Origin of the sequence: Georgenia yuyongxinii, from assembly GCF_006352065.1 — a bacterium.
In the GTDB taxonomy this organism is placed as follows: Bacteria; Actinomycetota; Actinomycetes; order Actinomycetales; family Actinomycetaceae; genus Georgenia; species Georgenia yuyongxinii.
On record NZ_CP040915.1, the window covers coordinates 1,126,610 to 1,148,024 of the forward strand.

General features: G+C 71.3%; 18 protein-coding genes and 2 pseudogenes. 6 read left to right on the top strand and 14 right to left on the bottom strand.

All coding sequences use genetic code 11. From position 1 onward, the window contains the following. Positions 1–18 precede the first annotated feature (18 nt). The 3 genes from FE374_RS05060 (at position 19) to FE374_RS05070 (ending at position 7,345) form a co-directional block, all read left to right on the top strand. Positions 19–3,291, top strand: coding sequence for an ATP-dependent helicase (locus FE374_RS05060; RefSeq protein WP_139927525.1), 3,273 nt, complete (start codon positions 19–21; stop codon positions 3,289–3,291). Beyond that, positions 3,288–6,761, top strand: coding sequence for an ATP-dependent helicase (locus FE374_RS05065; RefSeq protein WP_139927526.1), 3,474 nt, complete (start codon positions 3,288–3,290; stop codon positions 6,759–6,761). Before FE374_RS05060 ends, FE374_RS05065 begins: the two co-directional genes overlap by 4 nt. Positions 6,762–6,880: 119 nt before the next feature. Beyond that, the gene (locus FE374_RS05070; protein ID WP_139927527.1) at positions 6,881–7,345 is read left to right on the top strand and encodes a DUF2269 family protein; all 465 of its coding nucleotides are present in this window, start codon (positions 6,881–6,883) and stop codon (positions 7,343–7,345) included. Between the two features lie 42 nt (positions 7,346–7,387). Here the strand turns inward: FE374_RS05070 and FE374_RS05075 are convergent, their stop codons facing one another. Then, a complete protein-coding gene (locus tag FE374_RS05075; RefSeq protein WP_139927528.1) occupies positions 7,388–8,725 on the bottom strand; it encodes a phosphotransferase in 1,338 nt (445 codons plus the stop codon). Between the two features lie 324 nt (positions 8,726–9,049). Here FE374_RS05075 and FE374_RS05080 point away from each other — a divergent pair. Further along, positions 9,050–9,487 (top strand): annotated as a pseudogene (locus tag FE374_RS05080) (CpaF family protein); the annotation flags it as partial. 508 nt (positions 9,488–9,995) lie between these two features. Here the strand turns inward: FE374_RS05080 and FE374_RS05085 are convergent. Then, on the bottom strand, positions 9,996–10,667 hold the full coding sequence (locus FE374_RS05085) for a hypothetical protein (RefSeq protein WP_139927530.1): 672 nt from the start codon (positions 10,665–10,667) through the stop codon (positions 9,996–9,998). 148 nt (positions 10,668–10,815) lie between these two features. Between FE374_RS05085 and FE374_RS05090 the strand changes: the two genes are divergently transcribed. Next, positions 10,816–11,289 carry a very short patch repair endonuclease gene (locus FE374_RS05090; RefSeq protein ID WP_139927531.1) on the top strand — a complete coding sequence of 158 codons (474 nt, stop codon included), beginning with the start codon at positions 10,816–10,818 and terminating at the stop codon, positions 11,287–11,289. On the opposite strand, the gene FE374_RS05095 is transcribed toward FE374_RS05090, so the two are convergent. The 12 genes from FE374_RS05095 to FE374_RS05150 all read right to left on the bottom strand — a co-directional run bounded on the left by FE374_RS05095 (position 11,243) and on the right by FE374_RS05150 (position 20,556). Then, entirely contained in the window at positions 11,243–11,857 is a 615-nt protein-coding gene (locus tag FE374_RS05095; protein ID WP_139927532.1) for an Eco29kI family restriction endonuclease, read from the bottom strand. The genes FE374_RS05090 and FE374_RS05095 overlap by 47 nt on opposite strands. Further along, complete coding sequence (locus FE374_RS05100; RefSeq protein ID WP_139927533.1) at positions 11,854–13,095, bottom strand: DNA cytosine methyltransferase; 1,242 nt, start codon at positions 13,093–13,095, stop codon at positions 11,854–11,856. The genes FE374_RS05095 and FE374_RS05100 overlap by 4 nt, the downstream gene beginning before the upstream one ends. 201 nt (positions 13,096–13,296) lie before the next feature. After that, positions 13,297–13,608: a hypothetical protein gene (locus FE374_RS05105; RefSeq protein WP_139927534.1), complete on the bottom strand. Its 312-nt coding sequence runs from the start codon at positions 13,606–13,608 to the stop codon at positions 13,297–13,299. Between the two features lie 220 nt (positions 13,609–13,828). Beyond that, the gene (locus FE374_RS05110; protein WP_139927535.1) at positions 13,829–14,704 is read right to left on the bottom strand and encodes a hypothetical protein; all 876 of its coding nucleotides are present in this window, start codon (positions 14,702–14,704) and stop codon (positions 13,829–13,831) included. 11 nt (positions 14,705–14,715) lie between these two features. Further along, on the bottom strand, positions 14,716–14,907 hold the full coding sequence (locus FE374_RS05115; RefSeq protein WP_139927536.1) for a hypothetical protein: 192 nt from the start codon (positions 14,905–14,907) through the stop codon (positions 14,716–14,718). Beyond that, entirely contained in the window at positions 14,904–15,203 is a 300-nt protein-coding gene (locus tag FE374_RS05120; protein WP_139927537.1) for a hypothetical protein, read from the bottom strand. Before FE374_RS05120 ends, FE374_RS05115 begins: the two co-directional genes overlap by 4 nt. A 24-nt stretch (positions 15,204–15,227) precedes the next feature. Then, positions 15,228–15,527 (bottom strand): hypothetical protein, encoded by a 300-nt coding sequence (locus FE374_RS05125; RefSeq protein ID WP_139927538.1) that lies wholly within the window; start codon positions 15,525–15,527, stop codon positions 15,228–15,230. A 276-nt stretch (positions 15,528–15,803) separates the two neighbouring features. Further along, positions 15,804–16,040, bottom strand: a complete 237-nt coding sequence (locus tag FE374_RS05130; protein ID WP_139927539.1) for a hypothetical protein — start codon at positions 16,038–16,040, stop codon at positions 15,804–15,806. Beyond that, positions 16,037–16,843: a hypothetical protein gene (locus FE374_RS05135; protein ID WP_139927540.1), complete on the bottom strand. Its 807-nt coding sequence runs from the start codon at positions 16,841–16,843 to the stop codon at positions 16,037–16,039. The genes FE374_RS05130 and FE374_RS05135 overlap by 4 nt, the downstream gene beginning before the upstream one ends. A gap of 436 nt (positions 16,844–17,279) precedes the next feature. Continuing rightward, the gene (locus tag FE374_RS05140) at positions 17,280–17,750 is read right to left on the bottom strand and encodes a hypothetical protein (protein ID WP_168205601.1); all 471 of its coding nucleotides are present in this window, start codon (positions 17,748–17,750) and stop codon (positions 17,280–17,282) included. A gap of 970 nt (positions 17,751–18,720) precedes the next feature. Continuing rightward, on the bottom strand, positions 18,721–19,032 hold the full coding sequence (locus FE374_RS05145) for a hypothetical protein (protein ID WP_139927542.1): 312 nt from the start codon (positions 19,030–19,032) through the stop codon (positions 18,721–18,723). Positions 19,033–19,065: 33 nt separating this feature from the next. Next, positions 19,066–20,556 (bottom strand): recombinase family protein, encoded by a 1,491-nt coding sequence (locus FE374_RS05150; protein ID WP_168205602.1) that lies wholly within the window; start codon positions 20,554–20,556, stop codon positions 19,066–19,068. A gap of 58 nt (positions 20,557–20,614) precedes the next feature. On the opposite strand from FE374_RS05150, the pseudogene FE374_RS05155 reads away from it, so the two are divergent. Next, positions 20,615–21,415 (top strand): annotated as a pseudogene (locus tag FE374_RS05155) (CpaF family protein); the annotation flags it as partial.

Genomic DNA, 21,415 nt, shown 5'->3' on the forward strand with positions numbered 1-21,415 from the left:
GTGTGATGACATCGGCACATGGACACCCGGGCGCACGCGAGAACCGCTTTGCGGCTGAGCCTGCCCGGGTCGCTGCCGCCCCCGCCGTCGCTTGACCCCGTGCAACAGCGGGCCGTGGACTGGCCGAACCGTGCGGGGAACGTGCTCGTCGTGGGGGCGCCGGGCACCGGGAAGACGACGACGGCGGTCGCGGCCTTGCTGCACCGCGCCCGTGACCTGCCGGCCACCGCGCCGGCGCGGGCCGCCGGCGGGAACCAGGGCGTGCTCATGCTGGTGCCCACGCGCCGCGGCGCCGGACGGGTGCGCGACGCGGTCACGGCCCGGCTGGGCCGGACCACCACCCAGGTGCTCGTGCGCACCCCGGCGTCCTTCGCCTACTCGGTGCTGCGGCTGCGGGCCGTGCTGCTGGGACAGCCCGCACCCACTCTCATCACCGGTCCGGACCAGGACCAGGTGCTCGCCGAGCTGCTCGCAGGACACCGGGCCGGGCTGGGCGCCCCCGTGCGCTGGCCCGCTGCCATCGGGACCGAGACCCTGGCGCTCGGCGCGTTCCGCGACGAGCTGCGTGACCTGTTCATGCGTGCCGCGGAGCTCGGGCTGGGACCGGAGGAGCTCGCCGAGCGCGGCCAGCGGTACGACCGGCCCGAGTGGGTGGCCGCGGCGGTGCTGCTGCGCGAGTACCAGGAGGTCACCGCCCTGGGCGAGATGACCCCGGATCGCGGTGCCCGGCTCGATGCCGCCCGGATCGTCGACGAGGCGACTGCCGCACTGCGGGCCTGGGAGCAGGAGGTGCCTGGCCACCCGCGGCCCCGGTGGTCCGCGGTCGTGGTCGACGACCACCAGGACTCCACCCTCGCCACGGCCCGCCTGCTGCGGGTGCTCGCCGACGACGGCGCCCAGCTCCTCCTGCACGGCGACCCCGACGCTGGCGTCCAGGGCTTCCGCGGCGGCAGCCCCGCTCTTGTCGGGCTCGCCGAGTCGGCCGATCCGCTGGGCGGGTTCGCGGCCACCCGGCTGGTGCTGCCCACCGTCCACCGCGGCGACGCCGAGCTACGTCGCGCTGCCACCACGGTCACCGGAGCGATCTCGACGGTGGGCACGGCCGCGCACCGGCGCGCCGGTGTGCCGAGCCCGGACCCGGCCGAGGACGGCGGATCCACGGCCCCGGCCACGGACTCCCCAGCGTCCGTCGCGGCCGCTGCGGCCCCGGCGCCCCGCGGCGTCCAGAACGTCGTGCTGCGTTCGCGTGCGCAGGAGGGCGCCTACCTCGCGCGCACCCTGCGTGAGGAGCACCTCCACCACGGCACACCCTGGTCACGGATGGCCGTGATCGTGCGGTCCTCCGGGGACCTGACCGGCTTCCAGCGCATGCTCCGCAGCTGGGGGGTCCCCGTCGGCGCCGCCACGGCCGCCGGCGTGCTGCGGGAGGAGCCCGCGGCGCGGCCACTGCTGACGGCGTTGCGCGCATGCCTCACGGGCCGCACGGACGCCGAGCAGGCCGTCGAGCTGCTCACCTCCCCGCTCGGCGCCCTCGATGCGGTGGCGCTGCGTGGGCTGCGGCGCGCGCTGCGGGGAGCGGAGCGCGCCGCCGGGGGGACCCGGCCGGTCGACGAGCTCCTCGTCGAGGCAGTCGAGGACCCGGCCGTCGCCGCGGCCCTGCCCCCGCACGTCCGGCGTGGTCCGGCCAGGGTGGCCGCCGTGCTGGCTGCCGGCCGCACGGCGCTCGAGGACGCCGGTGCGACGGCCGAGACCGTGCTGTGGGCCCTGTGGAGCACGAGCGGGCTCGCGGAGCCCTGGCGGGACCGGGCCCTGGCGGGCGGTCCGGGTGCCGAGCGTGCCGACGCCGACCTCGACGCGGTGATGGCGCTGTTCAAGGCGGCCGAGTGGTACACCGACCGCACCCTCGGTGGCGGACCGGCGGGCTTCCTCGACCACGTCAGCGCCCAGGACCTGCCCGCCGACTCCCTGGCCGCCCGCGGTGTGCGCACCGAGTCCGTCCAGGTCCTCACCCCCGCCGCGGCGGCGGGGGAGGAGTGGGAGGTCGTCGTCGTCGCCGGCCTTCAGGAGGACGTGTGGCCGGACCTGCGGCTGCGGGACTCCCTGCTCGGTGCCGGCGCACTGGCCGACGTCGAGGCAGGCCGTTCGCCCGACGGGCGCCGCGCGTTCGGGCCCGCCCGCCGCCAAGTCCTCGACGACGAGCTGCGCATGCTCGCGGTCGCCGTGACCCGGCCGACGCGCCGCCTCCTGATCACCGCGGTGCTGGACGAGGACGCCCGCCCGTCGTCCTTCTTCGACCTGCTCGCCCCGGACGGCACCGAGACCACCGACCTCGTGCGCACCGCACCGCCTGCGTTGGACCTGCGTGGCCTCGTCGCCGAGCTGCGGTGCGCGCTGGAACCCGTCTCTGCCGGCGCCCCTGACCGGCGCCGTGACATCGCCGCCGCCCTCCTGGCTCATCTCGCCGGCCAGGACGTGGCCGGTGCCGACCCGGAGGGCTGGGCCGGCCTCGCCGACCTGAGCACCGACGTCCCGCTACGACCACCGGGCGCCCCCGTGCCGGTGAGCCCGTCCAGCGTGGAGCAGGCGACCGGCTGTGGCCTGCGCTGGGCACTGGAGCAGGCCGGCGGCCGTGGCGAGCGCAGCATGGACCAGTCCGTGGGCTCGCTCGTCCACGAGATCGCCGCCGAGCACCCGCACGGCACCGCCGAGCAGCTGCACGCCGCCCTCGACGCCCGCTGGTCCGAGCTCGGCCTCGGCGACGCCTGGACGGGCCGGCGTCAGCGACAGCTTGCCGGCGCCATGGTGGACCGGCTCGCGGCGTACCTCGCCGGCGTGCCCGGCCAGGTCGACGTCGAGCGCGAGTTCACCGCTGATGTCGGCCGCGCCCACCTCACGGGTCGGATGGACCGGGTCGAGCACCTCGACGACGGTCTGGTCCGGGTGGTCGACCTGAAGACCTCCGCGAGCCCGGTGTCGGCCGAGAAGGCCGCCGCCCACCCGCAGCTGGGCGCCTACCAGGCGGCGGTGGACGCCGGCGCCTTCGGGGAGCCCGCCGCTTCGGCCGGCGGGCGTCTGGTCTACCTGGGCACGGGCAAGAGCGCCACCGAGCGGGCCCAGCCTGCCCTGGCCACGGCGGAGGACCCTGCCTGGGCGGCGCGGCTGGTGACCGAGGCGGCCGAGACGATGGCCGGTACCACCTTCGTGGCCCGGCTGGGCGAGGCCTGCCAGCACTGCCCTGTGCGCGCCTCGTGCCCGCTGCAGGACAACGGAGGACGGGTGACCACCAGATGAGCCAGACCAGGACCACCACCACCACCACCACGCCCACCCCTGCGGTGCGCCACACGGCCACCGTGATCGCCGAGGCTCTCGGCCAGCACCCACCCACGGACGAGCAGCGCGCCATGATCGAGGCGCCGCTCGAGCCGCTCCTCGTGGTCGCCGGCGCGGGTTCCGGCAAGACCGAGACCATGGCCGGCCGGGTCGTCTACCTGGTGGCGAACGGCCTCGTGGCACCCGAGCAGGTCCTGGGCCTCACGTTCACCCGCAAGGCCGCCGCCGAGCTGGCCCAACGGGTGCGACTGCGGCTGCGCCGGCTGCACGCCGTCGGCCTCGTCACCCCCGCCGACGGTGAGGAGGCAGCGGCCGCCACCGCCGCCGACCTGACGGCATCGACCGGCCCCGATCGTCCGGTCACCGCCGGGGGGACCGGCCTGGACGTGGACCGCCCGCACATCGCCACCTACAACTCCTTCGCCGGTGGCATCGCCCGGGACCATGCCCTGCGCGTCGGCGCCGACCCGGATGCCCGCCTGATCACCGAGGCCGCCGCCTGGCAGCTGGTCGACGACCTCGTACAGGGCTGGGTCGAGGACCTGCCCACGGACCGCTCACCCGCCACCATCACCAACGCGGTGCTGGCCCTGGCGGGCGCGCTCAACGAGCACCTCCTCGACCCCCGCGAGGCCCGTGAGCTGCTTGAGGACCTCTGCCGGGACCTCGTCGAGCGTCAGCCCGAGGGCAACAAGAAGGACCCGTACGCCGAGGTTGCCAAGGCGGCCCGCAGCGTGCAGGAACGGATGGCGCTCATGGACCTCGTCGCCGCCTACGCGGCACGCAAGCGCGATCGCGGCCTCATGGACTTCGGCGACCAGGTCGCACTGGCCGCACGCATCGCCACCGACGTGCCGGCGGTCGGCGGGCAGCTGCGTGACCAGTACCGCGTCGTGCTGCTCGACGAGTATCAGGACACCTCCGTGGCGCAGCTGCGCCTGCTCTCCTCGCTCTTCGGTGCCGGGCACCCGGTCACCGCCGTCGGTGACCCCAACCAGGCCATCTACGGCTGGCGCGGCGCCTCCGCGGCGTCCCTGGCCACCTTCCCCGAGACGTTCCGCCGCGGCGACGGCACGCCGGCCATGACCCTGGCGCTGAGCACCTCCTGGCGAAACGACCGCGCGATCCTCGACGCCGCGAACACCGTGGCCGCGCCGCTGCGCACCGCCCGCACCGACGGGCCCGCCGTGACGGTGCCCGTGCTGCGGGCTCGGCCCGGCGCCGGGCCCGGGGAGGTGCTCGGGGGCTACCTGCTCGGACAGGCCGACGAGGCCGCCCAGGTCGCCGCCTTTCTTGCCGCCCGCTGGACGCCGAGCTCACCGGAGACCGCGGCGGTCCTGTGCCGCAAGCGCTCACAGTTCCCCGACGTCGTCCAGGCCCTGCGCGCGGCCGGCCTGCCGGCCCGGGTCCTCGGCCTCGGCGGCCTGCTGGCCACCCCGGAGGTCGTGGACCTGCGGGCCACGCTGCAGGCCGCCCACGACGCCGGCCGCGGCGACGCCCTGATGCGGCTGCTGACCAACCTCCGGCTGGGCGCCGCCGACCTCCACGCCCTGCAGGACTGGGCGCGTGAGCTCGCCCGCACCGCCGCCGCCGAGCTCACCGACGACGACGCGCGGCGCCTGGACCCGCGCGAGGAGTCCAGCCTGGCGGAGGCGGTGGACCGGCCGCCTGCGGCCGGTTGGACGAGTCGGCGCGGGCACACCATGTCCGCGGCCGGCGCCGCCCGGGTTCGCCGCCTGGGAGGCACGCTGCGACAGGTCCGAGCCATGACCTACCTGCCGCTGCCCGAGCTGGTGACCGCCACCGAACAGCTGCTCGGCCTCGACATCGAGGTCGCCGCACGCGCGGGCACCGGCGGCGGCACGGCGCGGACCGGCCTGGACGCCTTCACCGAGGTGGCCGCCAGCTTCGCCGCCGACGCCGACCAGCCCACCCTCGGCGCGTTCCTCGCCTGGCTCGACGCCGCCGAGGAACGCGAGCGGGGCCTGGACGCCGCCGAACCCGCCGCCGACGAGCCGGACTCCTCCGTGGTCCAGGTGCTCACCGTGCACGCCGCGAAGGGCCTGGAGTGGGACATCGTCGCCGTCCCGGGCCTGGTCGAGAGCCACTTCCCGGGGTACGACGGCCGCCCCTCCGCCGACGGCACCGTCACGGACGGCGGATGGCTGACCGACGTGCGCGAGCTGCCCTACCCCCTACGCGGCGACGCCGACTCCCTCCCCGAGCTGGACCTGCTCGGTGCGGTGACCCACAAGGACGTCGAAGAGGCCCGCAAGCAGTTCCGCGCCGAGGCCGGTGCGCACCAGGTGGCGGAGGAACGGCGGCTCGCCTACGTCGCCCTCACCCGTGCCCGCAGCACCCTTCTGCTGACCGGCTCATGGTTCCGCACCGGCAAGACACCCCTGCCGCCGTCGCGCTTCCTCACCGAGCCGTACAGCCTCGGTCAGGTCGCCGACATGCCCGTGCCCGACGACGCAACCACGGCCTCCGGCGCAACCACGGCCCCCGGCGCATCCACGGTCGCCAACGCCGCACCCCACCCACCCACGGCGTGGGAACCGCGCCCCGCGGACGAGGTCGAGAACCCCGCCCTGACCCAGGAGGTCACCGCGCAGTGGCCGACCGACCCACTCGGCGCACGTCGGGCCGGGCTCGAGAACGCCGCCGCGGCCGTCCGGCAGGCCGCCGCCCAGCACGAGCACCCGCTGCTCGATGACGGCGAGGGCGGTGCCGCTGACCCGGTGACGGCGCGGTGGCTGCAGGACGCGCGGCTGCTGCTGGCCGAGCGCGACGTCACCCGGACGGGCGCCCATGAGGTCCCGCTCGCCGGGCACCTGTCCGCCTCCGCCGTGGTGGGCCTGGTCGCCAACCCGCACGAGTTCGCCCGTGACCGGCGCCGGCCGGTGCCCACGGAGCCCACGGTCGTCTCCCGCCGCGGCACCCGCTTTCACGAGTGGGTCGAGCACTTCTACGGGCAGGGCGCGCTGCTCGACATCGAGGAGGTGCCCGGCAGCGGGGAGGACCTCACCGACACACCGCTGAGCGACGACGAGCTCACGCGGCTGCAACGCACCTTCGCCGCCTCGGTCTGGGCCGAGCGCGTCCCGCTCGCAGTGGAGGTGGACCTCGAGACCCCGGTGGCGGGGACCATCGTGCGGTGCCGGATCGACGCCGTCTTCGACGGACCTGATGGCGTGGAAGTGGTCGACTGGAAGACCGGCCGACCGCCGCGCACGCCCAGCGAGCTGGCCGAGCGCGAGATGCAGCTGGCGCTGTACCGGCTGGCCTGGTCCCGCGCGACGGGTACGCCCCTGGAGCGTGTGCGAGCCGCCTTCTACTACGCCGGCGCGGACGCGACGGTCCGGGCGGGTGCGCTCAGCGAGGATGAGATCGTCGCCCGCATCACCGCAGCCATCGCAGCCGGGTAACGCGTGGGACTCCCGTCCCCCCAGCCGGGGGCTGGGGCGCGAGGTTCGCGGACGGTACCGTGACGTCGCCGACGAGGCGTGCCGCGCCTGGCCGGGCCGCACGACGTGGGGAGACGCCGATGCAGGAGTCGCTCGTCCAGGTCCACACCGTCGCGGCTGTCGTGTTCGTCGCCTTCCACGCCGTCTCGGCCGTGACCCTCCTCAGGGTCCGCGGTCAGCGCGACCCCGTCACGGTGCGCAAGATGCTCCGGGTGTCCCGGGTGGCGACCGTGCCGGCCGACCTCGCCCTGCTCACCGTCCTGGTCGCCGGAACCTGGGCGGGCATCATCACGGGCGCCTTCACCGGCGGGCACCTCTGGCTGTGGGCCGCCGTGGCGGTGCTGGTCGTCGTGCTGGTCGCGATGTTGACCCTGGTCAGCCCGAACGCGGAGAAGTGGCGACGCCTGGTGGACGAGAAGGCCGACCCGCCGTCGCCCGACGAGCTCGCGACCGCCCTGTCGGCACGGGCACCGCTCGCGGGCGGCGCGGTCGGGCTGGTCGGGCTTGTCGCGATCGTGTGGCTGATGGTGACGCAACCGTTCTGAACCGGCCCAGCGCACGACGCCGGAAGCAGGGCCCCGCAGCCGTCATCTGGCGCTGGGCTCGTCCGCCTCTGTTGTGACCTCCGCACCGTCGGGCGCAGCATCGCCGTCGGCCGCACCATCGGCTGCGCGCGCGCCGCCGTTGTCGTCACGCTCGTCGTCGCGCTCGGTGGAACGCACTCGGCCGGCCGAATCGGACCGGTCGTCCTCTGTGGGCTGGAGGAAGTCGGGCAGGTTGCCCAGGTGGAGGGGCTCGGTGACGGCCGTATCAGTGAGGTCGCTGTCCAAGCCGGTTGCGTAGATGCGTCCGGCCGGCGCATCGGTGGCTTCCGAGGCGTCGGAGTGCTCCACCTGATCCGCGGGTGCGTCGTCTTCGCCGGGCTCCCAGGTCTGCGTGGCCGGGTCGGCGTCAGGCCAGGCGACGGCGTAGTCCTGGACCACCACGGGCTCACGTGCCCCGATGGGCGGTGCGTCCTCGACGTCGGCGGCCAGGGTGCGGAGCATGGCGGCGGCGTCGTCGACGACCGCCTGCTCGCCGCTGCGCACCCCGTGCAGCAGCCACCGAGCAAGTGCGAGCTCGGAGACCAGCAGGGCCCGGTCGAGCAGGTGGGCGTCGGTGCCTTCGGTGCGGGCGAGGGAGTACGCCTCCACGATCGCGTCGACGGAGTCCTCCGGCGCGGCCGCCGTGAGCCAGGCCAGGTCCTCGGCCGGGTCACCGACGTGGACGTCGGCGAGGCTGAGCATTGCGCTGACCTGTCCGTCGTGGACCAGCACGTGATCGGGCGCGAGGTCGCCGTGGACCGGGGTGGCGCTGAAGCGCCAGAGCGCCACGTCCTCGAGGGTGTGCTCCCACCGGTTGAGCAGCACCGACGGCACGTGCCCGGTGCGGGCGGCCTCGTCCACCTCGGCCAGGCACCGCTTGCGGTAGGCCTCGGCGTCGTACACCGGCAGACCGGAGTCCGCCACCACCGCCGGGTCGAGCTCGTGAAAGGCGGCGATCGCCCGGCCGAGCTCCGCCGAGAGCCCGGGCCCGCTGGTGAGGCGGCCGAGGTCGACCGGCCGGCCGACCAGCTCGCGGTAGACCATGGCGCGGCCACCCTCGGGCAGGGCCGCAAAGCCCGCGGGCCGGGGCACGTCGAAAGGCAGGCCACCGTCGTCGACGACGTGGGCGAGGTTGGCCAGCAGCGCCACCTCACCCTCGAGCGCGGCGCCGGCCGCGGGGTGCAGCGGAACACGGACCACCCAGTGGCGGCCACCGCCGTCGAGCAGGCCGGTGGTCTGGAAGTCGGTGGTCGCCCGCTGCGGTGGGCGGGTGGCCACCACGTCCAGGCCGGGCACGGCCGAAGTGGCGAGGGCGGCGAGGGCGAGAGCTGAGCGGACCACACCGCAACGGTAGGCGGCTGGACCGCGACGTGGGTGGCGTACGCGCCGGGGCGTCCGGGGGAGCGCGGAGCCGTTCGGTGGCCACAAGAACCCCAACCCGCCCGATCGAGCGTGCGTGGGAGGTGGAGACCGCGAACCGGACGAGGCACCGCCCGACCCATGGGTGGGGCTGATGAGGCAGGGCTGGCTGGTGAGGTCCATCGGGCCGGGAATCACAGGTCCGCGCATGCACAGGCCTTGATATCGCTTCCCCGCCCCACGCACCTCCAATAGGTTCGCCCCATGTAAATCGGGCAGGACCGGGCTCCAAAGGGGTGATGGTCGGTGGACGAGGGTGTGTCGTTGCTCGAGTCCGAGGTGCGCGAGCTCGTCCGGCGCCGCGGCGTCGACCCGGTGCGCGACGCGGCGAGCGTGCGCTCCTTGGTGGCGGCTGCACTGGCCGACTACGACGACCGCTCCCTCGCCGGGCTGGTCCCGCCGCTGGCCGATCCGGGCGCCGCCGCGAAGGAAGTAGTGGACGCCGTCGCAGGCCTGGGGCCGCTCCAGCAGTACCTCGACGACCCGGAGGTCGAGGAGCTGTGGATCAACGAGCCGGGCAAGGTCTTCGTCGCGCGGGCCGGCCGGCCGGAACTCACCACGACGATCCTCGACGAGGCGCAGGTGCGCGAGCTGGTCGAGCGCATGCTGCGCGTGTCTGGTCGCCGCCTCGATCTGTCCACCCCGTTCGTCGACGCGTCCCTGGCGACCGGCGAGCGTGTCCACGCTGGCTGCAACTAACGGCACATCACGGTCGGAGCCCTACAACGGGCTGAGTTACATGGCTGAGTTACATCCCGGACACCTCGGGGTGGAGGCGCATCACGGAAGCGTCGACGCATGAGACGCTACGGACGTGCGGACCTTCGAATACGCGGTAGTGACTCTCGTTCGTGAACCGGCGCCGGTGCCGCCTTGGGCGCACGAGTGGTCAATCGTGAAGCCACCAGGTAAGACGCAGGTGCGGAGGGACCCGAAAGGGCAGGCAGCGCTGTCACAGACGATCATCTTCAATGAATTGGGTAGCGAGGGATGGGAACTCGTCGAGTCCGGCGTCTTGGAAGCCGGCCGCTTTACAGCCCAATCTGGAGGGCCGATCCAGCGAAGTTGGACATTCATGCGTGAACGTCCGGCGGACTAGCGTCCTGCCGCGTCATCTGGGGTCGCGAGTGGGCGGTGCGGCTCCACGCTGAGTGGTCCTAAACGCACATCAGACACGCGGGTTCTCTGAGTGTCAGCCATAGTCATGCATCACGGCGAACAACTCCCGCAGCGCTCGCACGAGGCAGAACCGCGCGTCCGCGAGGGCGTCATGCGCCTTCCGTTTCTGCGTGTGGTGCCATTCAGCCGGGACACTCAAGAGTTCGTACTGGCGTTCGGTCCTCGGTCCAGAGTCCTTTGTCCACATGTACTCGCCGATTGCGCTGTTGTAGGCGCGGTTGGCGTCCTCTACGGCGTCGAATTTGGTCTTGAGTGCAACCGTCTTGATCTCGCGGCTGTCCCGATCCCAGCGCCGCCAGCGGTCCTCGATCTGGCGTGAGAGGTTAACGGGGAATCGGTTGTGGTCGACGTCCTCGACCAGGGTTTCGAAGAACTCACTGTCGACCGTCCACCCGTCGAGCAGTTCGGTGATGAGGTGGACGTCCTTGCGGGCCTGCTGCCGGTCCCTCTCAACTTGTTCCCGTGCCCTGGCCAACTGCTGCTCGTTCAACCGCGCCTTGACGGTGGCGACGGTGAGTAGCGGCGCGAGGATCAGCAGACCTAGCACGGTGACCCAGCCGGCGATCCCGTGCTGGTCCATCCACGCGGGGACATCCGGGATGAACATCGCGAGCAGTCCTGCAACACCACCGATGCCTGCGATCCAGTTCACGGAGGTAGTTACGGACTTGGCGGCGTTCGGCATGGCCGGAGCCTACGACGAAGGAGCGCGCTCCTCGTCGCGGCGGATCACAGAAGCCGCAGTAGGAGCTCCGGTGCCTCTCCAACGCTAACGGCGACAACGGCACGTCACCTCGCTGGGATGCGTGAGGGCGACGAAGTAGGTTGCTTCCATGCCTGCGGGTGCAGCCCCGGACGCTCCGACGCCGGAGAAGCGCCGGGCGATGCAGCTCCAACGCACGAAGGACACCGGGCCGGAAGTTGCCTTGCGTCGTGCCCTTCACCGGCGGGGTCTGAGGTTCCGTCTTCACCGCCAAGTGGTTGACGGTCTCCGTCGTACCGTCGACATCGTCTTCCCGACCGAGAGGGTTGCAGTCGACGTTCGTGGTTGCTTCTGGCATGGCTGCGAGGAGCACTGCCGCCGGGGCACGCGGAATGTGTCTTGGTGGGAGTCGAAGTTGGCGGCGAACGTTGCTCGGGACCGGGACACCGAGTACCGGCTACGTGCGGCGGGGTGGGAGGTGCTCGTCGTGTGGGAGCACGAAGCGCCGGAGGTGGCGGCTGCTCGGGTGGAGCTGTCGGTCCGGGAGAGGCGCGAGATCAGACCTGAAGCCGCTGGCGGAGGTACTCCTCAACGTCGCGAGTGATGTCCTCGGCTGTCTCCCTCCGAACGGCCAGGTTCGCAGCGTGTGCGCGTCCAGGGTGGAGCGTGTCCCAGCGGGAACGCTGCCCCGCGAACCTCCCGCTTCCGGCGGCGTTGCTTCCGAAACCATCGACTACTTGGTTCCAGACCGGGGCGAAGCGGTTGATGAGGATGCTCTCGCCAAGCGGGATCCAGATTGACTCGACAACGAGCCACCGGCAGTGGAAGTCGGCGACGTCGAGGTTCTCCGCCGCAAGGATGCTCTTGCGATGGCTACGAAGCCGCGAGGAGAGAGACTTGGTGGCGTCGCTGCTAGTGACAACGAGCCCCTTGCGGCCTCCCTCCGGGATTGCCTTGCCGACGTAGATCGGTTGCCTGAACTGGCCTTCGCGGTTCCGGTCGGCGATGAGGGAGTAGATGGGGAGATCGCCGGTGTAGTAGATCGCGTAGACGCCCGCTCCGTTGAAAGAAGCGATGTCGGTCATCGGCGTTGGAGTGGAGGACAGGATGCGCCGCTCGATGCTCTCGCCGAGGTGCTCGATCTCCAACGGGTTGTAGGGCCTCTCGCTCATGCCGTCGCTTCGTCTTCAACCGCGCTCAGCCCCGCAGCGCGGAGTTCCGCCGATGCCGCGCGGAAGTCTGCGAGCGCGATGTGTTCGGCCACGCTTCCGGCGACCTTCTGAGCGAGCAGGACGGGCACGGCGTTGCCGAGTTGACGCATCGCTTCGCCCCAGCTGCCGTGAAGCTCGTACCGGTCAGGGAACGTCTGCAACCGCGCGGACTCGCGAACAGTGAAGTAACGCACGCTGCCATCCGGCCGTCGGAGCATGTTCTCTCCGCCGGGGACGCCGTGAACACCAGCCTTCAACGCCTTCGCGGGCAGGTCGATGTGACTTCCGGTGTGTCCCGGGTACGACCGCGCCCCCGGCTGGAGTACGTGATTCAGATGCTTGCGGCTGCCGTTCGTGGTCGGCTCCGGAAGATCGGCGATGGCATCCCGAACGGTGCGCCAGGGGCGATCCAGGTCCTCGGCGGGAACGTCTCGTAGTGCCGTGACCCGCGATGCGAGTCGCGCGGGGATCTCCTTGGGTCGGCTGCGCTTCGCGATGCGGTGCCGCTCCCAGTAGTCGCCGGTCACCCACTGGTTGTGTAGGAGGGCGTCCTGCGAGTGGGTGGGTGAAGGGAATGACCACTCCGCGTCGATGTCTGCACGGAAGCCGACGAAGAAGATGCGGTGTCGCTGCTGCGGGACGCCGTAGTCCGCCGCGTTCACGACCGTAGGAACGACCTTGTACGTGAGGTCTTCCTGCGTCGCGCCGGTGTGCTCACTCTGGAGTCTCTGGAGGTGGTCTAGCCAGGTCTCGTTCTCTCGGCTAGTGATTTCTGGGTGCTCCAGGCGCAGGAGGACGTACTGGTAGTAGTTCGCGAATGCAGCACGTGTGAGGCCGCGAACGTTCTCGATCAGGAACGCCTTTGGGCGCAACGCGCGGATGACTTCAATGGCGGCAGGGAACATGTCCCGCTTGTCGTCAGCCGCGCGCGCCTTGCCACCGGTGCTGAACGGCTGGCAGGGAGGTCCTCCCGCCACAAGGTCAACCGCCGGCGTTCGGAGTGCGTCCCACTCGACTGAGCGGACATCTCCCTCGATCACGTCCCAAGAGGCCACGAGCGGGTAGCCAGCGGCCTTGTTCTCGCGGATCGTGTCGCAAGCCCACCGGTCCCACTCGACGACGGCGGCGGGCTCGAAACCGGCCAGTTCACAACCGAGTGCCAGTCCACCGGCACCTGCGAAGAGTTCTACGGAGCGCACGTGGCGAGGGTATCGGCCCCGACTGACGTGCTCTGTCACCGACACCCATGGTGGACACTGCGGCGCACCGTACAGGTGCCCCTGACACAAGAACACGTGCGGGCCTGCGTGCTGCGGGCGTTGGGGGGTACGCCGCAACAACAGAAGGCCCCCGCCCGGAACGTGTGAACGCTCCAGACGGGGGCTCGGCGTGCGCGCCGATCAGAGACGGCGACGTGCGGCGTACCGGGCTCGGGTGGTGAGGTCGGAGATGCTGCGCTCATCGTTGACCATGGCACCGCGCGCTGTGCGCTCGCGCCTGAGCTGCGCGAGGGGAGTGTCGGGCGAGGGGGTCTCGCCGTCGATCTCGGCCAGGTCGGCCAGGGTGTCGACGTAGCGCCGGGCGAGTGCCGCCAAGTCACGTCCGGAGCGAGTCTCGTCCAGGGCGGATGCGAGCCGGTCCCGGAGAGCGACCAGCGCGTCCCGCCGGGTGCCGGTACGGGATGCGGTCAAGATGGGGCCATCGGTGGCCATCGGGCCTCCTCTCGGAGGTAGTCGGGGGGATGTGGAAACAGCGTGCAGAGGTCGATTTAACCAAAGTTGAGCCTGTGCGGGCGAGCCGGGAGGGAGGGGGTCCTACCACCCCGGGGGCCGCGAGTCAACCGCGACATCGTCGCAGGTCAGCGGGCTCGGCGGGCTCGGGCGGGAGCCGGTCCCGTCGTGGGTCCGGCTCCCGCTCGCGGTCACGCCTCGGTCAGACCTCGGTGCCGGACGGGCGCGGGCTCGACGGCGGAGCGAAGTAGCCACCACCAGAGTCCCGGTTGAGGGAGTAGGAGACCCCTCCGCCGCTGGCGTGAGGGATCACGTTGCCGAGCGTCGGCACGTCGTCGTCGTCGCCGTCGTCGTCCGGGATGAGTCCAGCCTCGGCGGCTGTCGTCGGGTCGGAGAAGTCCAGGAAGCGCCGACCCTTGCGGAAGTGCGCCAGGATGGTCGGCCCGTCCAGGCGGGCGAGCGTCGCGCCAGAGAACCACGGCAACGCATCGTCGCCGCGCTCGTAGCCGAGAAGCACGAAGCGGAGCGCGTCGGCCCGGCGCAGGGTGTCCAGGTGGGCGGGGTCCAGGGCACGGGCCAGGGCGGCGGCGTCCTCGGTGCGTCCGGCCCGGAGGAGAGCCTCGGGAGTGTCGGCGTCGGTGGTCACCTCGGCGGCGGCGGCGAAGATCTCCACCACCGGGGTAACGATCTTGTTCTCGATCTCGGCGAGAATGTCATCCGCAAAGTCTCGGGCGGTGCTGGCGAAGATGTACGCGGAAGACTCGGCAGCCGTCCGGAGCGCTTGCAGCCGGATCTCGCGGACAGCCGCCACGGTGAATGTCTCGGGCTTGGTCCAGTTCTTGAGCGTGCCAGCGGCGATGGCGTGCGCGAGATCCCTCACGCCGGTCTGTCCCTCGGCGGCGACGCGGGTGGCCTCGGCGGCGACGGCGATGGCGTGCTGGCGAGCCTTGGTCACGTCCTCGGGAAGCGTGAGCGTGCCATCTGCGACGTACTGGCGAAGGTTGCGATCCAGTTGGCGGACAGACTGAGAGACGCCGAACGCGCCGAGAGTGACGGAGGTGTCGTAAGTGGTGGTCATGGTGTGCGCTCCTAGTTGTGAGAGGTGGTGCTGTCCGGCTCGGTGCCGGAGGTCGTGGGGTCGGTCGTCGGGAGACCGAAGAAGCGGAGAGCCGCGTCCGAGCGGGCCTCGGCGTGCTGGCGGTCGGCCTCCGGCTCGGCGGAGGGCTCCCGGGGTGCCATGCCGAAGATCTCCAGCGCGCGTGTGTTGTCGTCGGCACTCACGCGGCGTCCTCGGTGGGCGGCTCGGTGCCCCATTCGCCGGAGAGGATGCGCTCGGCGCACACGCGGGCGACATGCTCGCGCCTCTCCTCGGTGGTGAGGTCGTAGACCCACGACCAGCGCGGGATGCCACGCCGGAGACGGGTGGGCGCGTGGGCGTGCTGCTGTCGGCCACGGCCACGACGGGCACGGGGCACCACGTAGCGCTCGTGACGGCGGGTGTGGAAGTAGAGTGCGGCGCGCTGCTCCTCGGTCATGCCGAGGTCAGCGGCCACGCGGTCAACGGGGGACGTGGTCATCCTGTCTCCAGGGGGTGTAAACGGTCAGCGACGCCGAGCGACGATGTCGCGGGCGATGTAGCGGGCGAGGACGGCCTCACGGGCCTCCACGGGCAGGCGGCACCAGCCGCGCCGGGAGATCTCGCCGAGGATGGCTCGGGGCGTGGTGGTGTTGGTGTCCGTGGGGCTCACGTCGTAGACGAAGCGCGCGAGGTTGTCGAAGTCGGCAGCCGCGCGGGCCTGCTCGCCGGGCGTGAGGTTGCACGCGGCCACCTCGGCCCACATGGCGGCGAGGTCGAGATCCGGCACGGCGACGGGTGTGTCTGGGGTCGTGGGGGTAGTCATCTGCGCTCCAGGGGTGTAAATGGGCCGCTCCAGACGGGGTGAGCCCCCGTCCTGCCAGATCTCGCCAGATGCACGGCAGGACGGGGACGGGGGATCTCGGCGGACCGTGGGAGCGGTCACGGCCCGCCGAGAGAATGGGTGAGCCCCCGTCATCCCTGAGCAAGATGACGGGGGCCAGGCGGTGAGCCTCGGGGACTCTCCTGCCCATCGCGCCGGACCAGGGCGCGTGCCTCACCGGGGCCGACAAGGGGGGCCGGTGAGGGGTCTAGGGGGCCGCTACTGGCGGCGCTCGGTGACGGGGTCGGTCTCGGCGAAAGCGTCTAGCACGTCGTCCATGCTGAGACCGTCCGGCAGCGCCGGGATCTCGACGGATGCGCCCATTTCGGCCAGCGTGCGGCGGGCAGCGATGAGACGTTCGGCCGCGTCGGCGGCGTCATGGTAAACGGCGGTCTCGGCGCGCACGGCGTCCAGGTTGACAAGCTGCGTAGTGGTCTGCTCGGTCTTGCGGCTCATGCGGGGGCCTCCTGGCGGTCGTCGGTGCGGGCAGTAGCGGGCGAGGTCGAGACGGTCACCGGGACAGTCACCGGATGGTCAGCAGAGACGGCGACGCGGGCAGCGGCGAGACGGCCAGCCGTGGCACGCGCGGGGCGATAGCCGAAGTGACCGCGCACCTTGACGGGTGAGCCCCATCGGGCAGCCGCAAGCGCACGGAGGACGGTCTCGGGCACGTCACCGGGGCTACCGGCGTCGCGGTAGTGCGTCGTCAGGTCAGAGCGCCGAAGCCAGGCGTCAAGGTCGAAGCGGGCCAGCCATGCGGCGGCATCGGCGTCGGTGCGGGCCGGTGCGCCGGACGGGAGGTAGTTCCGGACGTTGCCCATGAGAGACGCGCGGGCACGGCCGGAGCCTCGGAGATCGGCAGCGGTTTCCCGGAGCGCCTTGGCGATCTCCTCGGCGTCGGGCAGATTGGCGAGCCGGTCCAGCCGATCACGCTCGCGGACTAGCGCGGGGATGTCGGCGGGCTCGGCGTCGGTGATCTCATCCGTGAGGACGGTGAGCCGGTAGTCCACGACGGCGGGGTCGGTGTCGTCGGCCAGGCGGCGGAGCATCTCGGCAACGTCGAGCGCGACAGCGTCGGCGGTCACCCGCTCACCGCGCCGGGTGTAGCCGGAGCCGTTGCGGTAAGTCACGCCGTAGTCAGCGCCGAGCTCGGCGGCGATCTCCTCGGCGGGGAGGTCGCGCACCAGCCAGCCAGCCTGGCGGCGTCGGATCTCGCGCCGGAGATGCAGCGGGGGCAGAGAGTCAAGGGGCAGGGGCATGGAGGTGTCCTAGGGGTGTGTGGTGGTGGTGGTGGTGGTCAGATGTGGTGCCATCGGTGCGCTACTGCTGTCGGGGCGGTGCCGGTCATGACTCCGGCACCAGCCCGCAACGCGCACCACACCCGCTACCTAGGCGGGCTCGCCGGGCACCACCCCGGCGAGATCAAGGGGCCAGCCCCGGCTCAACGTTGCAAGCACAACGACGGAGCCGGGGGCCAGCCGGTGCCCCGCTCTCCCGGCGCATCTCCCGTACAAACGGACGCCGGATCTGAGATGAGAGCGGAGCGGTCTCGGTGCGGGAAGGGTCACCGAGAAGGGGCCAGCACGTCACGCGCGATCCGTCAGGCGGGGAAGTGGGGCGGCGTGGCGTGCGTGCTGGCAGCACGTGGGAGGGGGCGAGACAGCCACCTCACCTACTAGTGAAAGTGTGACAGCGTCAGCTGAGCCGGGGACGCCGGGAGACGACATCCGGAGACGTGCGGCCCAACGTGCGGGAGTCGTCCGGCTCGGTGGCGAGGTACTGCTCCGGCGCGACGGTCAGCACGTAGCGCGCGGCGGGGTCACGGTGCCGGGCCGGAGCCTCCCGGGCGAGGTCGCCGAACGTGGCGGCGGTGCCGGTCACCATCGCGGCCGGGATGCCGGGCGTCCCGTCCTCACCTGCGGCGGAGCCGGTCAGCACGGACGGCGAGCCGCGACGCTCGCGGGCGTAGGTGTCGCGGTCCCAGACCGAGCCGGTGGGGCTCACGATGACGGCGTGCGCGGGAGCGGTCTCGGGAGAGGCCACGTCGCCGGGGGCGAGGTCATGCTCCCACGATCCGGCAGGCGGCTCCCGGTGCGTGTGGTCGGCCAGACGGGCGGCGTACCGGGCGCGACGACGCTCGACCAGGTCCGCGAGCGGGCCGGGCACCGCCGAGGACGTTGGGAGCGGCTCCCGGGCCTCACGCTCGGTCTGGCGCTGCTCGGCACGGTCGGCCGTGCGCCAAGCCGTGCGGCAGGCAGGACCGCAGTAGGCGGGGCGTCGGCCACGGTGACCGAGCGGGATGGTCAAGGGTGCGCCGCACCAGCGGCAAGCGGAGCCGGTAGGGACGTGGGACGTGATCACTGTGTCTCCAGGGTCGGTGGTGGTCGGGGGCGGAGATGTCTCCCGATGAGGAGGGGGACTTTCGGCCGGATCTGCTCACCAGCCCCCGTTACGAAGGAGACCAGTAGGGGCCGGTCTGCTCACGGGCGGAAGATCTCTCGACGGAGGAGACGGCCCACGGGGGGCAAAGTTGCTCACGATGGCGTCCACATTCTGAGACACAGATGGGGTGGGCGGTGATGCCATCACCCGTTAACGGCTCCCGGGAGCCCTAATGATTGAGCGGGAATAGTTCACAGTGTGTCGTTTAAACTTCCATCCCCGGCGCAGAGAGTATCCAGTTATTCATAACCGTTACTATTAGGGGGCAAACTTGGCCGGCCCCTCGACATTAGGGGGCAAGTGTCCGAGCGGTGCCCCCTAGATGCCCCCGTAAAGCCGCAGTTCAGAGCACATTGGGGGGCAAAGGGGGCAAGGGGGCACGATAGATGGGGAGAAAGCCTTATAGACCGATGTAGGAAGTTAGGTTAAAGAGCCCCTAACCTAACTAGGTATCGGAGGGTCGGGCTTCGATGCCCCCTCATTGTGGCTGGTCTCAAGGCCAAGAACGTACCAATGAAGCTCGCGGCCGCTGGACAAGGCGAGAGACGTGCGGCCAGCGCCACAGGCGACGGAAGCCCCGCCACCTCTCGGGGCGACGGGGCTTCGGTCACGTTGGATAGCCAAGTGAGGACCGCACTCGGCCCCGGCTATTCGGCGGTGGCAGCGGTCTGACGGGCTGAGGGTGGCCACGGTCTCACGCGTCGACCCATGTCCAACCGTCGAGTGCGTACGTCGATTCACCTCCGGCCGTGACGCCGTAGACCTCCCAGGAGTCTTCAGTCCCATCGCCGTCGATGTAAACGAGCCGTCCGTCGGCGGAGACGCTGACGCCGCGAGGCTCCCACGTCCCATTAGGGTCCATCTCCTGCCATGCGGCGATGAACGCCCGGAACGCTGGGGCGGTAGCGATGGGCACCTCGAAGCCATTCCAACGTTCTGGGGCCGTGGCGGTCACCTCAAGCTCAGGCGATGTCATGGGGTCCTCGGTGTCGAGATAGATGGCCATAGATCGTCCTCTCTTCGCGTTTCTAAGTGTGAGTCAGTCGACGCGGGCAGCGTCCGCGATCTCCGCATCGACGTCGATGTCCTCCCAGCGCCACGGGATGTCCAGCCGGTCAGGGTCGAGGCGCTTGGGTCCACGCTTGCCGGGATGCACCGTCATGGGACCGGTGAGCACGGAATGAACGAGCGCCCGACGTCCCGCCACGTCTTCCCGTTCCCATCGCGCCGCCATCATCTCTCCGGTGTCCACCTTGACCACCTCGGGCTCCGCCGGCTGTGCCGCAAGTTCGTCGCGCCGCTGGCGAAGGATGGTCAGGCGCTCGACAAGAGCGGCGATGTCCGCGTCTGGCGCTCTCAGTTCGTCGGTCGTCTCGGCGATGGCCTGCTCGACCTGAGCAACCTCGGCGGCGTCGCGGTTCATGGTGCGGACCTCGAAGACCGGCATGAGGCCAGCCATCCCGAGGAAGACCTCAGCGACATAGTCCTCAACGAGCGTCGCTGTGATCGTGACAGGAGCGGGACAACGCGCACCCTCGGCACTGCAAACGTAGCGCCCAACCTTCTCTCCGCGCCGGGGGAAGACCCCGGCACGCATCGGGCGGCCGCAGCCAGAGCACGTGAGCAGGCCGGAGAGGAGCCTGGCAGCCCTCGTGCGCGTGGTGTGCTCCTGCTCGGCGACGGCGCGAGCGGGAGAGTCCTTCGGGAGGTCGGATGGCCTCGCAAGGATGGCGCGGAGACGCTGGGACTCCTCCAACGTGAAGATCGGCTCCCAGCGGACCTCAGGGAGACCGTCATCCCCCAAGATGAGCCGCCCGCGATGCTTTACGCGCCCGAGCACGGCATCGCCGACCAGGACTGCCCGGAGCGTTGACCAGCCCCAGCGCTCGGCGCGATGCGGCTTGCTACCGGTTTCGTTGAGCATCTGGGCGGCACCGTAGAGACTGCCGCCGTCGAGCACGAGCCTCGCTGCCTCTCGGATGTGGGCAGCCTCCTCGGGGTCGATCTCCAGAGCTGAGCCACGGCCTGACGGATGCTCAACGATCCGATAGCCGTAGGGCGGCGTGTTCCCTCCGTAGCGGCCCAGCTTGGTGACGGCCGTCTCCTTGCCGAGCTTCGTGCGCTCCGCGATGGTCGCCGCTTCCATCTCGGCGAACGCCGCCAAGATCTGGGCGACGAACCGGCCACCGGGCGTCGACAGGTCCAGGGACTCCGCGACGCTGACGAGGTCGACGTCATGGGTGCGCGCCTCCTCAGCGAACCGGTTGAAGTCGAGGACGTTGCGGGCGAGCCGGTCCAACTTGGCGAAGATCACGACGTCGACGTCGTGGAACCGTTCGCGGATGCTGGCCAGGCCGGGACGGTCAAGCCTCAGGCCCTTGTCAGACCCCGACACGTCGAGGTCGCGGACGACGTCGACGACGTCCCATCCCTTGCTCTCGGCGTACGCGCGGCACCGAGCCTCTTGGGATGCGGGCGACGTCGTCGGGTCCGCCTCTCCCCGGTACACACTGAGACGGATGTAGATCACGGCCCGGCGAGGGCGGTGGGTGCGGCTGGTGGTCATGTGCCTATTGAATCAGACGACGCATGTGGTCATCCCCGACATCACCCGCAACGCCTGGGCCGTGAACGTGCGCAAGTACGTCACCCGGGCGCGCCGGCTGAGCGACCTGGTCGTGCGGGGCTCGCTCACCCCGCAGGCGGCCACGTTCCTCGACGCGGCCGTCGTCGCCGGGCTGAACGTCCTGGTCTCCGGTGCCACCCAGGCGGGGAAGACCACCATGGTCGGGGCACTCGCCGGTGCAATTCCGGCCGGGCAACGCGTCATCACCTGCGAGGAGGTCTTCGAGCTCAACCTGGCGAACCGGGACACCGTCGCGATGCAGACACGCCAGCCCAACCTGGAAGGGGCGGGGGAGGTGCCGCTGCGCCGTCTGGTCAAGGAGTCCCTCCGGATGCGGCCGGACCGCATCATCATCGGCGAGGTCCGCGAGGCCGAGGCGTTCGACATGCTCGTCGCCCTGAATGCCGGCATTCCCGGCATGTGCACGCTGCACGCCAACTCCGCCCGCGAGGCCGTCACGAAGCTGTGCACGCTGCCGCTGCTCGCCGGCGAGAACGTCACCGCGTCCTTCGTCGTCCCCACCGTCGCGGCGGCGGTGGACCTCGTCGTGCACCTCGAGCTCGACCGCGACGGCCGCCGCACGGTGCGCGAGGTGGTGGCCGTAACAGGGCGGGTGGAGGACGGGGTCGTCGAGACGGCGGAGCTGTTCGTCCGGCGGCAGGGGCGCCTCGTGCGCTCCGGCGGCCACCCGGGCGACGACGACCGCTTCGAGCGTGCGGGTTACGACCTGGGCGCGCTGCTCGCGACCGGGGACGGGGGATAG

Excerpts from the sequence above, each read along its gene's own strand:
- FE374_RS05065 (WP_139927526.1), top strand. The coding sequence starts at position 3,288 with ATGAGCCAGACCAGGACCACCACCACCACCACCACGCCCACCCCTGCG.
- FE374_RS05095 (WP_139927532.1), bottom strand. The coding sequence starts at position 11,857 with ATGAGCGAGAGGCCCTACAACCCGTTGGAGATCGAGCACCTCGGCGAG.
- FE374_RS05120 (WP_139927537.1), bottom strand. The coding sequence starts at position 15,203 with ATGACCACGTCCCCCGTTGACCGCGTGGCCGCTGACCTCGGCATGACC.
- FE374_RS05070 (WP_139927527.1), top strand. The coding sequence starts at position 6,881 with ATGCAGGAGTCGCTCGTCCAGGTCCACACCGTCGCGGCTGTCGTGTTC.
- FE374_RS05145 (WP_139927542.1), bottom strand. The coding sequence starts at position 19,032 with ATGGCCATCTATCTCGACACCGAGGACCCCATGACATCGCCTGAGCTT.
- FE374_RS05130 (WP_139927539.1), bottom strand. The coding sequence starts at position 16,040 with ATGAGCCGCAAGACCGAGCAGACCACTACGCAGCTTGTCAACCTGGAC.
- FE374_RS05135 (WP_139927540.1), bottom strand. The coding sequence starts at position 16,843 with ATGCCCCTGCCCCTTGACTCTCTGCCCCCGCTGCATCTCCGGCGCGAG.
- FE374_RS05125 (WP_139927538.1), bottom strand. The coding sequence starts at position 15,527 with ATGACTACCCCCACGACCCCAGACACACCCGTCGCCGTGCCGGATCTC.
- FE374_RS05105 (WP_139927534.1), bottom strand. The coding sequence starts at position 13,608 with ATGGCCACCGATGGCCCCATCTTGACCGCATCCCGTACCGGCACCCGG.
- FE374_RS05110 (WP_139927535.1), bottom strand. The coding sequence starts at position 14,704 with ATGACCACCACTTACGACACCTCCGTCACTCTCGGCGCGTTCGGCGTC.
- FE374_RS05060 (WP_139927525.1), top strand. The coding sequence starts at position 19 with ATGGACACCCGGGCGCACGCGAGAACCGCTTTGCGGCTGAGCCTGCCC.
- FE374_RS05090 (WP_139927531.1), top strand. The coding sequence starts at position 10,816 with ATGCCTGCGGGTGCAGCCCCGGACGCTCCGACGCCGGAGAAGCGCCGG.
- FE374_RS05085 (WP_139927530.1), bottom strand. The coding sequence starts at position 10,667 with ATGCCGAACGCCGCCAAGTCCGTAACTACCTCCGTGAACTGGATCGCA.